The sequence below is a fragment of the Marinomonas rhizomae genome (assembly GCF_003315485.1).
In the GTDB taxonomy this organism is placed as follows: Bacteria; Pseudomonadota; Gammaproteobacteria; order Pseudomonadales; family Marinomonadaceae; genus Marinomonas; species Marinomonas rhizomae.
This window is the reverse complement of sequence record NZ_QNSE01000001.1, coordinates 142,637-159,907: the sequence shown is the minus strand read 5'-3', so window position 1 is coordinate 159,907 and position 17,271 is coordinate 142,637. Positions and strand designations below refer to the sequence as shown.

Annotated in this window: 16 protein-coding genes; 1 reads left to right on the top strand and 15 read right to left on the bottom strand. The window is 43.3% G+C overall.

Annotated features, from left to right (window positions below; translation table 11 throughout):
- Positions 1-760: 760 nt before the first annotated feature.
- The 6 genes from DFP80_RS00740 to DFP80_RS00710 all read right to left on the bottom strand — a co-directional run bounded on the left by DFP80_RS00740 (position 761) and on the right by DFP80_RS00710 (position 8,326).
- The gene (locus DFP80_RS00740) at positions 761-1,201 is read right to left on the bottom strand and encodes a helix-turn-helix domain-containing protein (protein ID WP_113914900.1); all 441 of its coding nucleotides are present in this window, start codon (positions 1,199-1,201) and stop codon (positions 761-763) included.
- 817 nt (positions 1,202-2,018) lie between these two features.
- Positions 2,019-3,686 (bottom strand): amino acid ABC transporter ATP-binding/permease protein, encoded by a 1,668-nt coding sequence (locus DFP80_RS00730; protein WP_113914898.1) that lies wholly within the window; start codon positions 3,684-3,686, stop codon positions 2,019-2,021.
- Positions 3,646-5,433: a thiol reductant ABC exporter subunit CydD gene (gene cydD, locus DFP80_RS00725; protein WP_113914897.1), complete on the bottom strand. Its 1,788-nt coding sequence runs from the start codon at positions 5,431-5,433 to the stop codon at positions 3,646-3,648. Before cydD ends, DFP80_RS00730 begins: the two co-directional genes overlap by 41 nt.
- Positions 5,434-5,438: 5 nt before the next feature.
- Entirely contained in the window at positions 5,439-5,549 is a 111-nt protein-coding gene (cydX, locus tag DFP80_RS00720) for a cytochrome bd-I oxidase subunit CydX (RefSeq protein WP_024022402.1), read from the bottom strand.
- Between the two features lie 64 nt (positions 5,550-5,613).
- Positions 5,614-6,750, bottom strand: a complete 1,137-nt coding sequence (gene cydB / locus DFP80_RS00715) for a cytochrome d ubiquinol oxidase subunit II (protein ID WP_113914896.1) — start codon at positions 6,748-6,750, stop codon at positions 5,614-5,616.
- Position 6,751: 1 nt separating this feature from the next.
- On the bottom strand, positions 6,752-8,326 hold the full coding sequence (locus tag DFP80_RS00710) for a cytochrome ubiquinol oxidase subunit I (protein WP_113914895.1): 1,575 nt from the start codon (positions 8,324-8,326) through the stop codon (positions 6,752-6,754).
- A gap of 339 nt (positions 8,327-8,665) precedes the next feature.
- Here DFP80_RS00710 and DFP80_RS00705 point away from each other — a divergent pair, with 339 nt between their 5' ends.
- Positions 8,666-9,550: an alpha/beta fold hydrolase gene (locus DFP80_RS00705; protein ID WP_113914894.1), complete on the top strand. Its 885-nt coding sequence runs from the start codon at positions 8,666-8,668 to the stop codon at positions 9,548-9,550.
- 54 nt (positions 9,551-9,604) lie between these two features.
- On the opposite strand, the gene DFP80_RS00700 is transcribed toward DFP80_RS00705, so the two are convergent.
- The 9 genes from DFP80_RS00700 to DFP80_RS00660 form a co-directional block, all read right to left on the bottom strand.
- Positions 9,605-11,389, bottom strand: a complete 1,785-nt coding sequence (locus tag DFP80_RS00700; protein ID WP_113914893.1) for a bifunctional lysophospholipid acyltransferase family protein/GNAT family N-acetyltransferase — start codon at positions 11,387-11,389, stop codon at positions 9,605-9,607.
- 2 nt (positions 11,390-11,391) lie between these two features.
- Complete coding sequence (locus DFP80_RS00695) at positions 11,392-11,844, bottom strand: hypothetical protein (RefSeq protein ID WP_113914892.1); 453 nt, start codon at positions 11,842-11,844, stop codon at positions 11,392-11,394.
- 68 nt (positions 11,845-11,912) lie between these two features.
- Complete coding sequence (locus DFP80_RS00690; RefSeq protein ID WP_113914891.1) at positions 11,913-12,356, bottom strand: YHS domain-containing (seleno)protein; 444 nt, start codon at positions 12,354-12,356, stop codon at positions 11,913-11,915.
- A 19-nt stretch (positions 12,357-12,375) separates the two neighbouring features.
- Positions 12,376-13,161 carry an NRDE family protein gene (locus tag DFP80_RS00685; protein WP_113914890.1) on the bottom strand — a complete coding sequence of 262 codons (786 nt, stop codon included), beginning with the start codon at positions 13,159-13,161 and terminating at the stop codon, positions 12,376-12,378.
- Between the two features lie 2 nt (positions 13,162-13,163).
- Positions 13,164-13,718 carry a hypothetical protein gene (locus DFP80_RS00680; protein ID WP_113914889.1) on the bottom strand — a complete coding sequence of 185 codons (555 nt, stop codon included), beginning with the start codon at positions 13,716-13,718 and terminating at the stop codon, positions 13,164-13,166.
- A gap of 59 nt (positions 13,719-13,777) precedes the next feature.
- Positions 13,778-14,911, bottom strand: coding sequence for a D-alanine--D-alanine ligase (locus DFP80_RS00675; protein WP_113914888.1), 1,134 nt, complete (start codon positions 14,909-14,911; stop codon positions 13,778-13,780).
- On the bottom strand, positions 14,908-15,489 hold the full coding sequence (locus DFP80_RS00670) for a DedA family protein (RefSeq protein WP_113914887.1): 582 nt from the start codon (positions 15,487-15,489) through the stop codon (positions 14,908-14,910). The genes DFP80_RS00675 and DFP80_RS00670 overlap by 4 nt, the downstream gene beginning before the upstream one ends.
- 182 nt (positions 15,490-15,671) lie before the next feature.
- A complete protein-coding gene (locus DFP80_RS00665) occupies positions 15,672-15,875 on the bottom strand; it encodes a DUF1289 domain-containing protein (RefSeq protein ID WP_113914886.1) in 204 nt (67 codons plus the stop codon).
- Positions 15,876-15,952: 77 nt separating this feature from the next.
- Positions 15,953-17,230: an O-acetylhomoserine aminocarboxypropyltransferase/cysteine synthase family protein gene (locus DFP80_RS00660; RefSeq protein WP_113914885.1), complete on the bottom strand. Its 1,278-nt coding sequence runs from the start codon at positions 17,228-17,230 to the stop codon at positions 15,953-15,955.
- Positions 17,231-17,271 lie beyond the last annotated feature (41 nt).

Here is a 17,271-nt window from a genome sequence, read left to right as displayed (position 1 = left end):
TCTTAATATCACTATAAATAATTGATTCTAAAACCATAAATAGAGATACCAACAAAAGCTAAATCAGGAAAAGCGAGCGTGCGCCTTATTCCTTTTATCCACAGCGCGTTATTTCTGCTCTATGAATCCTTATTCATTGATATTAGAGGACTTTCTTACTTACCTCCAGTACAAAACGCGCACAATTAGTTTATTTAAAATGGCTAAACGTGCAAGAAAGTGACCATTTAAAAAATAAACTGTATATACACCCATAAATTGTGCTTTAACTTTCATCCCAAAATGATGTCAATTCGACGCGACGAAGTGGCGCGACTTTATGGCGTTTCAGGGTCAGTTAAAAATACCCTTTCTTAAGTCTGCAGAAACAATCTATGCCTTACGGTAAAAGTCGTGTTGCTAAACGCTAACTGAAACAAAGTGAATGAGACGTTTGGGCGATAGCCCGATAAAGCGACCTTTTGGTTACTTTTGTGTCGCTAGACAAAAGTTACCCGCTCAGCAGAGCGGAAAAAAGGTCGGGAATACAAAGCGTTTGAATGGAACATAAATTCCGCGTCGGATTAAAGCCGCGACCCACAATGAAAGCTTCGCTTTCAGCGGCATTTTTTGAAATTAAGAGTCGCTGCGCTCATGATGCCCTACAAAAAAGCAGCCTCGCAGATGAAGTCATTTCGACGCGACGAAGTTGCGCGACTTTATGGTGTGTCTGAACCTGCAGAAGAATGCTTTAGAAATACCCAAATTTCACTTCGTCTAGCTATACCGCAATTCCCCAGCGGTTATCGATTTCTTCCAGTAAGATTTCTTTTGCGGCTTGCTGAGCTTCGGCATCAGAAAGTAGGTCTAGAAAGTAGCTAACGGAGTTGGTTTTCTCTAGTTTTTCCATGAATAGAGACCGAAGTGCAGCGTCTGTCGTTCGAGGGATATCTGACTGACCTTTTTCGTAACGCGCTATCGTTTGTTCTGATACACCAAAGCGGTGTCCGAGCATTTTTTGCGATAGGTTCAGCTCTATGCGTAAAAACTTAAATTCCGCCGGACGAAGTGCCGTATGACTGTCTGCTATTGTCTGCGCTATAGCGACGTGCAGGTTATTCATATCATCAATGCTGGTGTAGTCTTCGCCGTCTATATGCTCAATGGTAAAACCGTTTTTTAGATAGACGTTAGGTAAACCACATTCTGTATAGTGATACATCGTTTTACTCCTAATGAACCCAAACCAATGTTAAGACTATGACATTGCTTTCTCTCATACCCGAACCATAACATATCAATTTGATAGGTTGTTTGTTTTTTATCAAGAACCCTCAACCATTAACTATGAGGTCAAAGCCCCTAGACCATAAGAGCTTGATTCCCGCCTTCGCAGGCACTTGTCCCCTTGTGGGAAATGACGTGTCTCAATCTTTTTTCCGCTCTAGAAGTCAATTCGACGCGACGAAGTTGCGCGACTTTATGGAGTTTCAAAGTCATTGTTTGAAGACCTATCTCCCATCAAATTAACAATCCATGCCTTACGGTAAAAATCGTGTTGCTACACAAATATTAAAAAACATAAATGAGACGTTTGGGCGATAGCCCGACAAAGAGACCTTTTGGTTACTTTTGCGGATCTGGGCAAAAGTTACCCGCTCAGCAGAGCGGAAAAAAGATCGGAATACAAAGCGTTTGAATGGAACCAAATAAACTCAAAAAGCGGCTTCGACGCGACGAAGTTGCGCGACTTTATGGAGTTTCAGGATCATTGTTTGAAGATCTATCTCCCAGCAAATAAACAATCCATGCCTTACGGCAAAAATCGTCTTGCTAAACAAATATTAAAAAACATAAATGAGACGTTTGGGCGATAGCCCGATAAAGCGACCTTTTGGTTACTTTTGTGTCGCTAGACAAAAGTTACCCGCTCAGCAGAGCGGAATAAAGGTTGAGAATACAAAGCGTTTGAGTGGAATCCGAAGAAGAGAATAACCCCACCCTAACCCCTTGGAAGACATAAGGGGAGGGAAAAAGAGCTACAGTTCTATGACTCTAGCGTTATCACCGATGCGACTCCCAACATGGCTGACTAAGACTAAGATATCTGGTTTATAGTCGTTCTGCAGTGAGTGACAAATGGTTTCTATGGTGGCTTTGTCTAGTCCGTCGAAGGGTTCGTCTAGTAATAGCACGGGGGCTTGTCTCAATAGTAGGCGTGCTAACGCGAGGCGTTTACGTTGTCCGCCTGAAAGGTTACGACCTTGTGGGCTTAATAGGGTTTCTAAACCATTAGGAAGGCTACGCGCCCAGTCGGCAAGTGCAACGGCTTCCAATACTCCCCAAAGTTGTTCGTCGGTCGCATTGGGGTTACCAAGGTGTAAGTTAGCCGCAATGCTTTGTTGGAAGATATAAGGCGTTTGTGGCAAGTAACTTAGTTGTGCTTGATACATAGGGTTACTGTAGATTGGGTATTTTTCATCGTTGATGAAGGCTTCACCAGACGACAAGCAATCACCAGCGATGGATGCTAGTAATGTGGATTTACCAGAGCCGCTAATCCCTCGAATCCAAACAAATTCACCGTGGTTTATTGTCATGTTGACGGTTGGACTGCCCATGCCACTGGAAGCATGATAACCACGCCACGTTTTAAAAAATAGTTGTTCAATTTTTTTTATGGGTTGTTCAGATGATGATTGTGCATCTTGATGAAGTTGATTCAACCGACGTAAACCAACCTGAGACTGGCCTTGTGCGACGAAGGATTGTACCAGTGGCAAGACCAATTCATTAACCGCTAATATAGACAAGGCAAAACCCACCATCCAAGTGCCTTGAACGCCTTCTAATAATGCCCAGTGTCCGGTTGCTGAATCAAAGCTTCCCGCTAAATAAAAGCTGCTAGCAAGTAGGATAATAGTCACGCAATACGCTAATAAGCGACCAAGGCTAACGGCTTGTTGAATGTGAATTTCGGTTCTTCGCTGACGTTCATCCAACTGCTCAAGACGTTGTGCGTAATCGTCCCAATGCCCACGAATGGTTAAGGTAATTAAGGCAGAAAACAAACTAACAAATCGACTACGGCGATGCACACCAAGAATTTGTCCAACATGCACAGCGTGACTGGCAAAACGACCACACACATACGGCACAACAAACACATGGAAAATGGCGGCAAATGCCAATGGCCAGAGTAAAACAGGCAAGATGAAATACGCTAAAATAGCCACCGCCGCATACGCCAATAAAGCATAAATCCAAGGAAGAAACACCACCAGCGGCCAGCGAATAATCTGATCAAGATCGCTGACGAGACGCTGCAATAAATCACCTCGACTTTGTTCATGGAGATTGGCGGAGTCTTTTGCGACGCGCTGATCCCACACCCAAAGTCGTAACGTCCGTAATAATCCCAGTAGATGATTATGCGCAGTTACCTGTTCGCCATAACGGCCCGCAGTACGAAAAATAGCTAAGCCACGCACAATCGCGCCGGGCGTTAAATAGTTAAACACTAAAGCACTGCCCATGGCAGAGGCCAACCCTGCCGCGGATATAAACCAACCGGACACACCCAATAACGCCACGCCTGCCAAGCTCGCGATAATGCCCACCAAAACAGGAACAGCAAACCCCAAAGGGTTGGCGAGTAGCAGGCTTTTAAGCGATAGCTTCGCGGTTTTTGTTGCGTGATTGCTCATTCAGGCCTCCTTTGGTAAGCGCCCAATGTTTATCGGCCCATAAAATGGGATGTGTGTCGTGACTGACGATCAATAAGGTTTTCCCCTTTGAAACAAGATGTAAGGTGTCTAATACGGCTTGAGCGGTATCTTGATCCAAGCCCGAACATGGCTCGTCGAGTAACCAAACATCGGCTTTTGACAACAACGCTCGCGCAATGGAAAGCCGTTGCATTTGCCCGCCAGACAAACCTGCCCCGAGTTCGGTTAATTTTGTATCCAGACCAGCGGGTAATGCTTGAATAAATTCATCACACTGGCTTTTTATTAACGCGACCTGTATATCTTCTTCGCTTGGTAACGCCGTGCCCTCTTTACTTCCAAGACCCAGAAGTAAATTGCGGCGAATACTGCCATTCACCCATTCTGGTGTTTGCGGTAACCATGCCAATTTAGCACGCCAGTCAGGCAAATTTATCTGTTGAAAGGATTTCCCGTTTATCAAAAATTGACCTTGGTAATCTTCTTCAAAGCCGAGTAATAAATGCAACAAACTGGATTTTCCTACGCCCGATTCACCGCTTAGCCAAACTCGCTCGCCCTTCATAATATCCGCGCTAATGGGCGCAAGACGATATCGCCCCTCATCAAGCCAACTTAGGTTTCTAAAACTTAATAAAGACAACTGGCTGGCACTGGATACGTAATCAACTTCTGCCACCTGATTGGCATCTTCAAAATTATCTTGCGAGCCTGTATTTAAAATTTCCAATAAATCCGTTGCGGCGGCTTCGGCTTTTTGCTTGGCATGGTAATCATTCCCAAGCTGGCGCAAAGGCAAATAAAATTCTGGAGCAAGTAATAAGAGAAACAAAGCTTGAGTCAAAGTAACCGGAGAACTTCCCACTTGCCACGGTAAGACTTCCAATAAGCCCAAGCCTAAATATAAGGCGATCATCGCAATCGACAAAGACGCGAACAGTTCAAGGGTAGCTGTCGACAAAAAGGCAAGGACCAACACACTCATGGTTGTTTTCTGGTACGCACTTGCACTATCAGACAAGCGTTGTCTTGCCTCGTCCGTTTTTTTGAGTCGTTTGAGTTCCGCCAAGCCTTGGCTCAAATCCATAAATTGATTGGATAGCATAGCCAGAACACTGAATTGACGACGATTGGCTTGTGCGGCTTTATGACCAACAAAGATCATGAAGATAATGACCAAGGGCGCAGTCATCATAAAGACCAAAAAGGCGATCCAAGAAACTGGCGCAACAGACAGTAGAATGGCACAGGGAATTAAGGTCACCATAAACACTTGCGGTTTATAGCGACTAAAAAAATCGTCTAACGCATCCACTTGTTCATAAACGCGTGTAGAAAGCGCCGCATCTTCTTCTATTCTTAAACGTGCTGGTCCAAGATTTGTCAAATGCGACACTAATTTACGACGCAAGCCGTAACGAATGTCACGGCTTGCGCTGGTGCAAATACGCTCTCGACCAAAGTTGGCCAAAGCACGTAATAAAAGAGCGAATAAACCCAATAGTAAAAGAGACAAGGAAAAAGACTGGTGCAACGCCATGTCCGAAAACACATTCGCTAACGCCCATGCTTGGAGCACCAACGACACCGTAAACAACACACCAAAGCCTTGAGCAAGTCGATATTTCGACGACTGCTGGTTTGCTAACTCGCCCAAAAATGTCGCTTCAGGTGTTTTAATTCGACCAGCTCGACGTGCCGCTTTTGCTTCCTTGTTCTTTCTCATTGAATTTACTGTTGCTCCTCTTCACCGTCATAACCACTAAACTCTAACCAAACGGCATTAACAATACCGAAAGAACAGGCTAATAATACACCTAGAACCCAAGCAAAATACCACATAATTTATTCCTCTATTTATTGCTAAAAGACAGAGCCCAAAGAGCTCTATCTTTTGTACCAATGACTAGTAAAGTGAATGATTGTTTTCTTCGATGTGTTTCTTAGTCAAACGACCGTACATCACAAAGTAGTTCCACAAAGTGTAAGCCAGAACAATCGGTACGAAGATACAAGCAACCACAAACATGATCATCATGGTGTTCTCACTTGACGTCGCATCCCACATAGTCAAACTCATGTTTGGAAAGCTTGAAGAAGGCATTAAGAATGGGAACATAGAACCACCCGCAGTAACGATAATGCCCGCAATACCCAATGATGAACTCAAGAAAGATAAAAAGCCTTTTCTCATTACAGCGGTCAATGCGGCGAACAACATACCAGCAATACCAATAATCGGCGCTAACATAAGTGCAGGCACTTTTTCATAGTTGGCCAACCATGCACCAGCTTGAACTTCGGCTGTTTTCATCAAAGGTGTTATCACTGCATTGCCATCGATAGCGCTGGTCAATACATAGCCATCAATTCCGAATGCCAACCAAACACCAGCAAGGATAAACAATACGGCTGCTAGCACACCTGTAATTGCGGTGATGCGGCTTGCTTTAGTAAGCAGTTCACTGTCGGTTTTCATTTGCAACCAAGCACCGCCTTGCGTCATCAGCATTAGCAAGCTTACTAAGCCACACAGAATCGCAAACGGATTTAGCAAGGCAAAGAAAGAACCTGTATAAGTCGCACGCATGTATTGATCAAACTCAAACGGCACGCCTTGTAACAAGTTACCAAACGCCACACCGAAAATAATCGGTGGAACAGCAGAACCAAAAGTAATCCCCCAATCCCAGCCTGTACGCCATTTGGTATTTTCTAATTTGGAGCGGTAATCAAAGCCGATTGGGCGAAAGAATAACGCAGCCAACACCAACAACATTGCAAAGTAGAAACCAGAGAATGCAGTCGCATAAACCACAGGCCAAGCAGCAAACAAAGCACCACCCGCTGTAATAAACCAAACTTGGTTGCCGTCCCAATGAGGCGCAATCGAGTTGATCATGATACGGCGTTCAGAATCTGTTCCGCCTATCACTTTAAGCAAACTGCCTACGCCCATATCAAAGCCATCAGTCACAGCGAAACCAATCAGTAAGACACCGATCAATACCCACCAAATCACTTTTAATAATTCGTAATCCATCTTACACCTCCTGCTTCAGCTGAGCCGTTTCTTGTTCAAGTGCGTAACGCCCAGTATGCAAACTAGAAGGGCCTTGTTTCGCAAAGCGAATCATCAAGTACATCTCAGCAATTAGGAACGCTGTATAAAGAAGTCCGAAGCCTGCAAGGCTGATCCAGATTTCTGTTGCTGTTAAGCTAGAGACCGCAACATGAACAGGTAATATCTCACCAATAGCCCAAGGCTGACGGCCGTATTCCGCAACAAACCAACCTGCTTCATTGGCAATCCAAGGAAGTGGTAAACAAATTACGATAAATTTCAGGAACAGAGGACTTTGACCAATACGACGACGCGCGTTTTGGTAAAAAGCAGCGGCAAAGACGAACAACATTAAGAAGCCACAACCGACCATGATACGAAAAGCGAAGAACAATGGCGCTACTTGTGGAATAGAGTACTCCACTGCCTGATCAATCTCTTCTGAAGTCACTTTGTTAATGTCTTCATTAAAGGCGGTGACTAACAAACCATAGCCTATATCGTCTTTTACTTTCTCGAAGTTTTCTTTTACTAGCGGATCGGTTGAACCACTGCGTAACTTCTCAAGCAACTGGTTTGCATAAATACCATTGATAATACGCTGGCGGTTATGCTCTTTCAGTTCTTTGATACCTTCAACTTCTTTGTCTAGAGAACGTGTCGCGATCAAGCCCATTAGGCCTGGAATTTTTATCGCATACTCGGTTTCTTGAAGTTCTTGGTTCGGGAAACCAATTAACGTAAAGTCAGCAGGTGCTGTTTGTGTTTCCCACTCAGCTTCAACCGCGGCCAATTTCACTTTTTGCACTTCGCCTAGCTCATAACCAGATTCATCACCCAATAGGATAACGCTCAAGATAGACGCCAAACCAAACGCAGAAGCGATGGCAAAAGAACGACGAGCAAACGCAAGATCGCGGCCTTTCAATAAGTAATAGCTTGAAATAACAAGAACAAATATCGCACCTGTTGTGTAACCTGCTGATACTGTGTGAACAAATTTCACCTGAGCGACTGGGTTGAAGATTAGGGCACTAAAATCCACTAATTCCATACGCATGGTTTCGTAGTTGAATTCTGAGCCTACCGGGTTCTGCATCCAGCCATTGGCAATCAAGATCCACAAAGCTGACAAGTTAGAACCCAGTGCAACACCCCAAGTAACAACCAAGTGCTTCACTTTGCTTAGGCGATCCCAACCAAAGAAGAACAAACCAACCAATGTTGATTCAAGGAAGAAAGCCATCAAGCCTTCGATGGCTAAAGGTGCACCAAAAATATCGCCAACGTAATGTGAGTAGTAAGACCAGTTAGTCCCGAACTGGAACTCCATCGTCAAACCTGTTGTTACGCCTAGCGCAAAGTTTATACCAAACAATTTACCCCAGAACTTAACCATGTCTTTGTAGACTTGTTTACCTGTAATCACATAGACAGATTCCATGATTGCAAGTAAAAAAGACATCCCTAGTGTTAAAGGGACAAACAAATAGTGGTACAGAGCAGTGAAAGCAAACTGAAATCGCGATAATTCCACTACAGCTTCGTTAATCATATAACTTCAACCCATTCATTTGATTGAGAAAAAAGACGATCGTAGACACTTACTTTATTTAGTGTTCTTGTTATCCAACGCCCACCGAAGCCTCAAATATTTATAAGGCTTACTATAAGGCCAGATTATGAGTGTAGTTGCGATTTAAAACATTGCGTTAGATCAAGATAAAGAGAGTGAAAGAAATAAGTAGTAAAAAAGACGAGGTACAGCAGAACTAAAATAGTTTCGAAACATGAACATAAAATGAAAACCTAGCGTCTCAAATACAATGTATAATCATTTACAACATCGAAAAACCATGACAACAGAGTTATTATTTTATTCTGGAACTTTCCTATGAAATTTATTTTCAACGTCTTACCTATCTCCATATTAGTGATTACTTTAACCGCCTGTAGCATGCCCAAAGAAATCAAAGAAAATGAAGATATTGCTCAGCAGGTAATCAATACACCTAGGCTCATTCAAAATCATGTCTTGTACATGAAAGGACCGGATGGAGACTTTAAACTTCATTACGTCAATAGTGACCCAAGTAAGACCGCACGCGATACAGTGGTATTTGTTCATGGCACGCCGGGAAGCTGGACAGCGTTTGCCCGTTATTTTTTAAACGCTGAGCTCCAAAAAAGCTTTCGCATCACTTCCATCGACAGGCCTGGTTGGGGAAAATCGACTTACTCTGGAAAATTTCCAACCTCACTACAAGCACAAGCCAATATGATCGGCCCTATGCTGAAAGACATATGGGAGCATAATAACAAACAAAAATTAATATTAGTGGGTCACTCCTTAGGCGGATCTCTCGTGCCTGTTTTGGCGGCCGATTATCCTCAATTTGTACGCGGTGTGGTTATTTTGGCAGGCGATCTTAAACCTGAATTAGCGCAAGCTCGTTGGTACAACAGAGTTCTAGATTGGACACCCAGTTTTCTGATTCCAGATAAATGGAATTATTCCAATATGGAAGTATTAGATCTAACGGGGAGCTTAGAGGCAGAACAAACTAAATTAAGTAAATTAACAACGCCCGTTACTCTTCTTCAAGGCACAGAAGACACCTTGGTCAATCCAGCCAGCGCGAATTATGCAACAAGCTTATTTAGCAACAGTGAGCTAAAGGTAAAGTGGATTCAAGGTGCCGGACACATTATTAATCTACAGCATCCAGACATGGTGATTGAGGCTATCCAGGAGATGAACATCCGTAGTAAGCAATAGTGATGGCAAAGCCTCACTATTGCGCCACTATTTCCTTCTAAACGACACTTACACTTAGGGAGTGTCGTTTAGATACGTCTTAGCCTCTTCTTGCCCCATGTATTTCGCCAATATAGATAAAGGCACATCTTTTAAATTCACCACGATCAGTCCATCCAATGAATTATGAAACGCTGGATCAACATTAAAGCACACTAGTTGTCCATTCATTTTTAAATACTGACGAATCAATACTGGCAAGCCTTTGCCCTGCTCCATTCTCGATAAGACCTTTGACAGTAGAGTGACGCTCGCTAGTGACGATAATAAATTAGGCTGCCAAAAAACCGAACCACTGTTTCTAAGTGGCGTCGATGGCATCACTAAGCTGGCTTTCTCTTTATCGTAATAATGAATCGACAAGGTTGCGGCAATTAATTGGCGTGCGGTATGACTGTAATCATTACTGATACTCACAGGGCCAAACAAATGCGTGTATTTGGGGTTTCGGTAAGCAAAGGTTGCAATACCCTTCCAAAGCAAAAGCAGAGAATGTAAGTTCTTTTGATACTTAGCAGCGACAACTGATCGACCCATTTCAATACTTTGATCTAAGCTGTCAATAAAGCCTTGATCATAGTTAAACAGGCTGCGTGAATACAGCCCTTCAAGACCATGAGCCTCGACCAATTTATCGACCAACCCCATACGATACGCACCAACAATCTCTTTATTGCCATGATGCCAAACGAACAGCTGATGATAATAAAGGTCATATTCATCTACGTCACACGCCAAGCCACTTCCTTCGCCAACAGCGCGAAAATTTTCCTCTCGGATACGACCAATATCTTGAATTAGCAGAGGAATCGATTGCGTCGGCGCGCAATAAACACTGAACTCACCTTGCTCAACCAACAGCATATCGTCTGGTAAATTGGCAATTTCGCTTTCTAACAGATCTGGGTCAATTGGTGCGATGATTGGCAAGTCTGTGCTGTCATGCTGGAGCAGACCTTCTTGAGCATATTGAGGGCTCATTAAATAGGTATTTAAGCGCAAGTAATTGACAAGATCTTGATTATTATCAAACTGGCTCACTTCCGAAAACGGTATAGCACTGCCGATCGAAATATCAATAACGGAAGATGCTTTATTCAGTAGCTCTCGCCCCAACATAGCCGTTCGCAACAAGGGATGAATACGACCGGCTTGGTAAAACAGCTCGCTATTTTTGCCATTAATAAAAATTGGCACCGTGGTCGCTTCGCTACGTTTTAAAAAATTAGCGACAGACTGGCTCCATTCGATATCTGCTAATGTTTGCTTTTCACTAGACTTGTTTGATGACGCTTTATCGTTCGATTTCTTAGGATAAGCCGACACTTCTCCGGCAGGAAACACAATTAACAGACCGTCATCGGCTAAATGTCGATGTGCCTCTCGAATCGCCTTGCCATTAGTACGTTGTGCCGATTTGCTACCAAACACATCAACACCAATAAACAAATCACTAATTTCGGGCAAACGCTTCAACATTTCATTGGCGAGTACTTTGACATCACTACGAACTCGCCCAACCAAATCGGCCAATACCACCCCTTCGATTGCTCCCAAAGGGTGATTTGCCACTATGACCACAGCGCCCTTTTGGGGGATACTATCAACACTTCCTTTGGCAATCGAGTAATCAATATCCAACGCTTCAAGGGTATAACGCATGAATTCAAAACCACTCTGATTACTTGGTCTTTGTTGATACAAGCGATCCAATTTAGCGAGTCCTGTCGCCCATTCAATAACGGATTCCCCAACACCAAATGGTGTGACTCTTTTTAGACGAAAAGGACTGGCTAACATAATCAGACTCCGCTATTCACAATGTTATTTAGTATGCCTTGTGGATTTTTTAGATCACGAAGCGATAAAAATGCCGCACTTAACCAAACGAAACACGCCATGGTAAACAGCAAACCACCGTCGTTACCAACCACTTCACCTACTGCGTTGAACTCGGGCATGACAATACCTAACGGCGTAAAGAGGTGGAAAAAAATCGCACCACTCATAATGCCTATTGCCATCAAAGCGCCAAGGCCATGCCAACGAGTAAACAGCAAAATAGAAGCAATCAGTTCAGCCATACCGATAATATAACCACCGTAGTTACCGAAAAAATCCAAACCAGACCAAGCACCCAACACGCCGAAGATATAGTCTGTTTCGTAGGAGCCAGTAAATTTAAAAAACAGCGACTGTACAAACACAAAGGCGATGAACACCGTGGGGAGATATTTCACAAATTGCTTATTCATTTTTATTAACCTTATTTTTAAATGTGATTTTTGATCCGTTGCAGCGAATCCTAATCGGGGTTAGAGAATTATTTTTTACGAATCAATGCAGGCCAATTCGCGTCAGCCTGCTTGATATGCAAAGCTTGGTTTTGGTCCCACATTTGCTTAACCTTTTCGTCATAATTTAGGTAAAGCTTGCCATCGACCACAGCCCATTTTTTCGGATCAGCAGAAGCAAAATCACTCTTGGCTGATATTGCCCAAGCGCAATAGCCACCATATTGAGGGGCATACTTCTCAGGTTCAGCTTTGAACATATCGAGATGTTCTTGCGAAGCAAAATACCAATCAGCGCCTTTATATTCAGTCACAAACTTATCGCTACCTTCGACCGGTTTATGGTCAGTAAAATAAGCCACTGTGTCATACCCACTCAGCGCTTTATTACTAAAGTAACCGGTGTAAATCTCATCTTGCGCTATCGCCAAATTGCTTATAAACAAGGCTAAAAACATCACTAAACGCGTCATAACAACTCCTAAACTTTGATTAAAGAGGAATACCAACAAGGGGAACCTTTTCTTGAAAACGATTGCCTTGAAAACGATTGTTTTGAAAGCGATTGCTTTGAAAACGATAAGTCTGTTCCGCCAGCGCTGCTGCCGTTAAATGCGAGCAAGGCGACCCAGCCACATAGCTCATTTGAAGATTGTCTTTTGCTGCTTGAATATGTGTAAAGCTCACGGTCTGCGCGTCTTCCCTGTGCATGCAAACCGATAAGTGAGAATGCTCTGGATGATGCTGGGAATGAAATGACATCAAGTCGCCTGGTGTTTTGGCAGCCAGTTCGCAGTAGATAGATTGTCGATAAGTAACAACGTTTTCTAACGCCACAGCAGACGAAAAATGCGGTGAAATAGCATAATCAATAGAAATGCGCCCACCATTCCATTGAAACTCCCGAACCTTGTCATTGCCCAATTCAAAGGCCAGCAGAATAAAAGGTGCAAATTGTTGAAGGTCCAACTGACTAAACTGCCGTTCGACTTTGGCAATACTTTCTGCGCTGGACAGGGCTTTTAGTAATTGCCCTCGACTAATTAGCTCGCCTGCGGGCTTTTTACCTTGGTAGTTATTCAGCAAACACAAGGACAAACCTTGTTCGTTCAAGCTAATCCAGCTGCCTTGTCCGACAGGGTCAATTGGCATCAACACCTCGGTGTCTTGCTGAACAAAAGACTGAGGTGGCAATGCAGAAGCGCGCATTTTTTGTTCATCACGATTAAAAAATATTTGATAGCCTGATTCGTCTATCCACCAAGAAACAGAACACATGATTATTGGCCTCGCAAAAAAGTAGCGGTGGCAGGCGCAATACCAAAATCGTCATCGATGGCTTTATTCAATAAACTTGCGGCGACTTTTACCATGGCGAAATGGTGATTTGCATGGAGAGCAGCGAAGGTAATCTCTCGCTCCAATGTTGATGACATAAGACAGGCTTGCGTATGCGAGACAGAGACTTCCGTCAAAATACTCACGTTTTTCTTAAGCTCTTTTTCCGATAAGCCTGTTAGCCAGTTTGCCAAGACGGTGATTTCTGCTAAGGCAACAGAGCGCGAGGTCTCAACCGAGTGACCACGACGCCTCTGGTTATAATCAATCACCATGCTTGCACGCTGAATAGCGTTAAACACATCCAACCAATGACGAAAGTGCTCACCGATAGAACTGCTAATGAAAGGTTTCGCCGATGCTTGATAGTCTTCATCATCTAGCATCTGCAAACAGCGAGAAGCCTGAGATAATATCTCAAGACAGCCTTGCACTGTTGCTGAATAACCCACTGGCGACAACGCGATTACCTCTCTCTGTTTTAGTACCGATTGCATATTATTTCCTTCAAAAAATTACTCTTAGCCAACGCCTCAACACTCACTTTTCACTGCATTTAATCAGTACTTGGATAATCTTGAGTCAGCCTTTTTTCTTCTCGCCACGCTTTCCACAACGTTCGAATAGATGGAGATTTAAAGCCGCGCTTTTTCTGTAAAGCACCGATCTCAAACAAGATTCGATACTGTTTTAGGAGGGTGCTAAAGATCTCAGACAGCTTGGTGTGGCGATCCCAAATGTGCGTTGCTTCACTACTCGCACCATTCATTTCCAAAATGGAAAATTTTTCGCCTGCCATAAAAGACTCAATATCAGCAAACTTAATGTCTAAACGACCATAGTAGTAATCATCGACGTCCTTCAGGATCTCATCTAACTTGCGTGTTAACGACTGCGTAATATATTGATTACCATTACGAAAAATCGAACCACGACTGTGACTACCCGCAAACGCAAGAGGGTATTCCTCGCCTTCTGCTGGGATCCAATTCAGTTTTTGTGTGTGTCGTGGAAAATACAAATGGGTTAACTGACCCGCTCTCGGGCAACGCTCAATCAGTTGTCTCAAAGTGTGTGTTCCATCCCCCAACACACTTGGCGTATATTTCAAGGTAATGGAGATAATCTCGCCCTGCTCTTGTCCCGGATAACGGACATAAAAAACGCCTGCTTCCGCTTGATATGGCGCTTTGCGTTGCAATAAAAATTGTGCGGATGCTGGAAACTCTTTAATGTAATCATTAAGTTGCACTGCAGATTTCAGTAATTTGACACCAACACCGCGACAACCTAAGTCAGGCTTAGCGACAATGGGAAATGACAACTGAGCAGCGTCCATGGCTAGCAGGGCATCTTCTAACTGAACGGAAATATTCTCTTGGCTTTTCGTCAAAGTAATAAAAGGTTCAATCCATTGTTTGGCTACTGAGCCTGCCAAATTCAAAATATCGGTTTTAGATTCACCCACCATACCGCTTAGCTTGATACTCGGATTGGCAATTAAGGGCAGACAAACATCGCCGTGGCGCAAACCAAGTAGCAAACTCTGCACAACCACAGGTGCATAAAAAAACCAGCTCGGCATAAACTCATAAGGCGAAATGCTCGCCTCTTTGTCGACTTGGAGCATCGGCATTCCTGCATTAATTTTATTCGGCGCAATGAACTGCCCCTCTAACATGGCACTCATGACACACCTCGCGTAAAGGATTTATTAAGAAAACGATTCATCAAAAACAACAGACCAAAAGCCACAGGAATAAGCACCCACTTCAGCTCTGACACTTGCATAAATACACTGCTGCCTATTTGGTAAATCAGTGTAAAAACCACCAGAGTCCAAATAGAGGTAGCAAGCAAAACAGCACTAAAAAAGACAGGTAACGGAATGACTAGAAAACCACTTAAGGTAAAACCAATAGTTCTCAAGCCGGGAATAAAGCGAATCAAAAATAGATTCACAAAAGCGCGCAGAGTGAGTTTTCTTCTGACGACTTTAAAAGAAGAGTTGGTTAAAGCTCGATAGCGTAACCATCTAACTTTTCTCGCATATCGCCCCAAAATATACAGACCTAGATCACCCGTCGAAATACCAATAAAAATCGACAGTAATGCCAAAGATGGAGACAAGTCCCCATGGGCTGATAAGGTCGCTGCTGTTGCGATAGCAAGGTCTTCAAGTAAATAGGACAAGAGCACAATACCAACACACAACAACGCCAGTGACGTTGTTCCTGCTGTTAGCCATGCTTGTAATTCTGCAATCAAGATAAACCGCCTACCCGTATAATCTAAAAGCTTGGACAACTCCAAGCACCATATATATTGTTTCTATGGTTTAGACGTGGGCAGTAATTACTTTCTTACAAAAATAGTGAAAAAATTAGAATTAAAAATAGGAGAGAGTTAAGAAGGGAAAAGAAACAGTGCCGTAAGTGATCGCAGTAGAACTAAGAGTACTGAGCATCGTGCTTTTTTTTACGCATTAAACAATGTGCTAAAATATCCAGTTTTTTACTCTGTGTTGATTTTTGCCATTCCATAATTTCATTAATAGTTCGATAGCAGCCCACACAAACATCATCGTCATCCAGACTGCAATGTCGAATACAAGGACTGCTTATTACTTGATCTTTTTCATGGTTTTCTGACATGCATTACAACCTATTCCTATGAAATACAGTAAAGAGCTACTTTTAAATGTAGCCCCTTACTTGTATTAACCTGGACTCTAAACGGTGACCTTATCCAGTGCTTGGCTGATGTCCGCGATTATATCTTCTATGTTTTCAATGCCCACAGAAATACGAACCAGATCTCGACTCACACCAGCATTGGCTAACTCTTCATCGTTTAACTGACGGTGAGTCGTTGAAGCTGGGTGACAAGCCAGAGATTTAGCGTCCCCAATATTCACCAGACGAAGTACCATTTGTAGTGCATCAATAAACTGTGTTCCTGCTTCGATACCGCCTTTGATACCAAAACTTAACACCCCAGACGCTTTACCATTGGTAATTCGCTGGCTCATTGCATTGTATTTATTATCAGGCAACGCGGCGTAATTTACCCAATTAACTTTATCGTGATTTTGCAAAAAGGCCGCTAGTTTTTCTGCATTAGAACAATGGCGCTCCATTCTTAGACCAAGCGTTTCCAAGCCTTGCATGATTAAAAATGCACTGTGTGGAGACAATGCCGCACCAGTATTGCGTAGCGGCACAACTCGACAACGACCAATATAAGCCGCGGCACCCAAAGCTTCTGTATAAATAACATCGTGGTAGGAAGGATCTGGTTCATTCAACATTGGAAAACGTTTTTTATTCGCCACCCAATCAAATTTTCCTGAGTCGACAATAATACCGCCAACGGTGGTACCATGACCGCCAATGTATTTCGTTAATGAATGCACCACAATATGTGCGCCCAATTCAAAAGGACGACATAGGAATGGCGTTGCCACTGTGTTATCTACAATAAGTGGAATGCCGTGTTTATTGGCAATTGCTGCCAGCGCTTCAATATCAACAATATTGCCGGCTGGATTACCGATAGATTCACAAAAAATAGCACGAGTATTATCATCTATTGCGGCTTCAAACCCTGCTAGGTCATCCGCAGATACCATGCGAGTCTCAATACCTTGTCTTGGAAAGCTGTGAGCAAATAAATTATAAGTGCCGCCGTACAACTGACTGGTGCTGACAATATTCGAACCTACATCACAAATACATTGCAAAGCATAGGTAATGGCCGCCATACCGGATGCAACCGCAAGCGCGGCGATACCGCCTTCCATTGCTGCTACACGCTGCTCTAACACGTCCGTTGTTGGGTTCATGATGCGGGTATAAATATTGCCCTGAACTTTCAGGTCAAATAAATCCGCACCATGCTGAGTATCGTCAAAGGTATAAGATGTCGTCTGATAAATCGGAACTGCCGCGGCTTTCGTCGTGGCTTCAGAGGTATAACCGTGATGCAATGCAAGAGATTCTAATTTCATGGTGAGCAAACCTATTTTTATTATTCCAAAGAAAAGTGACC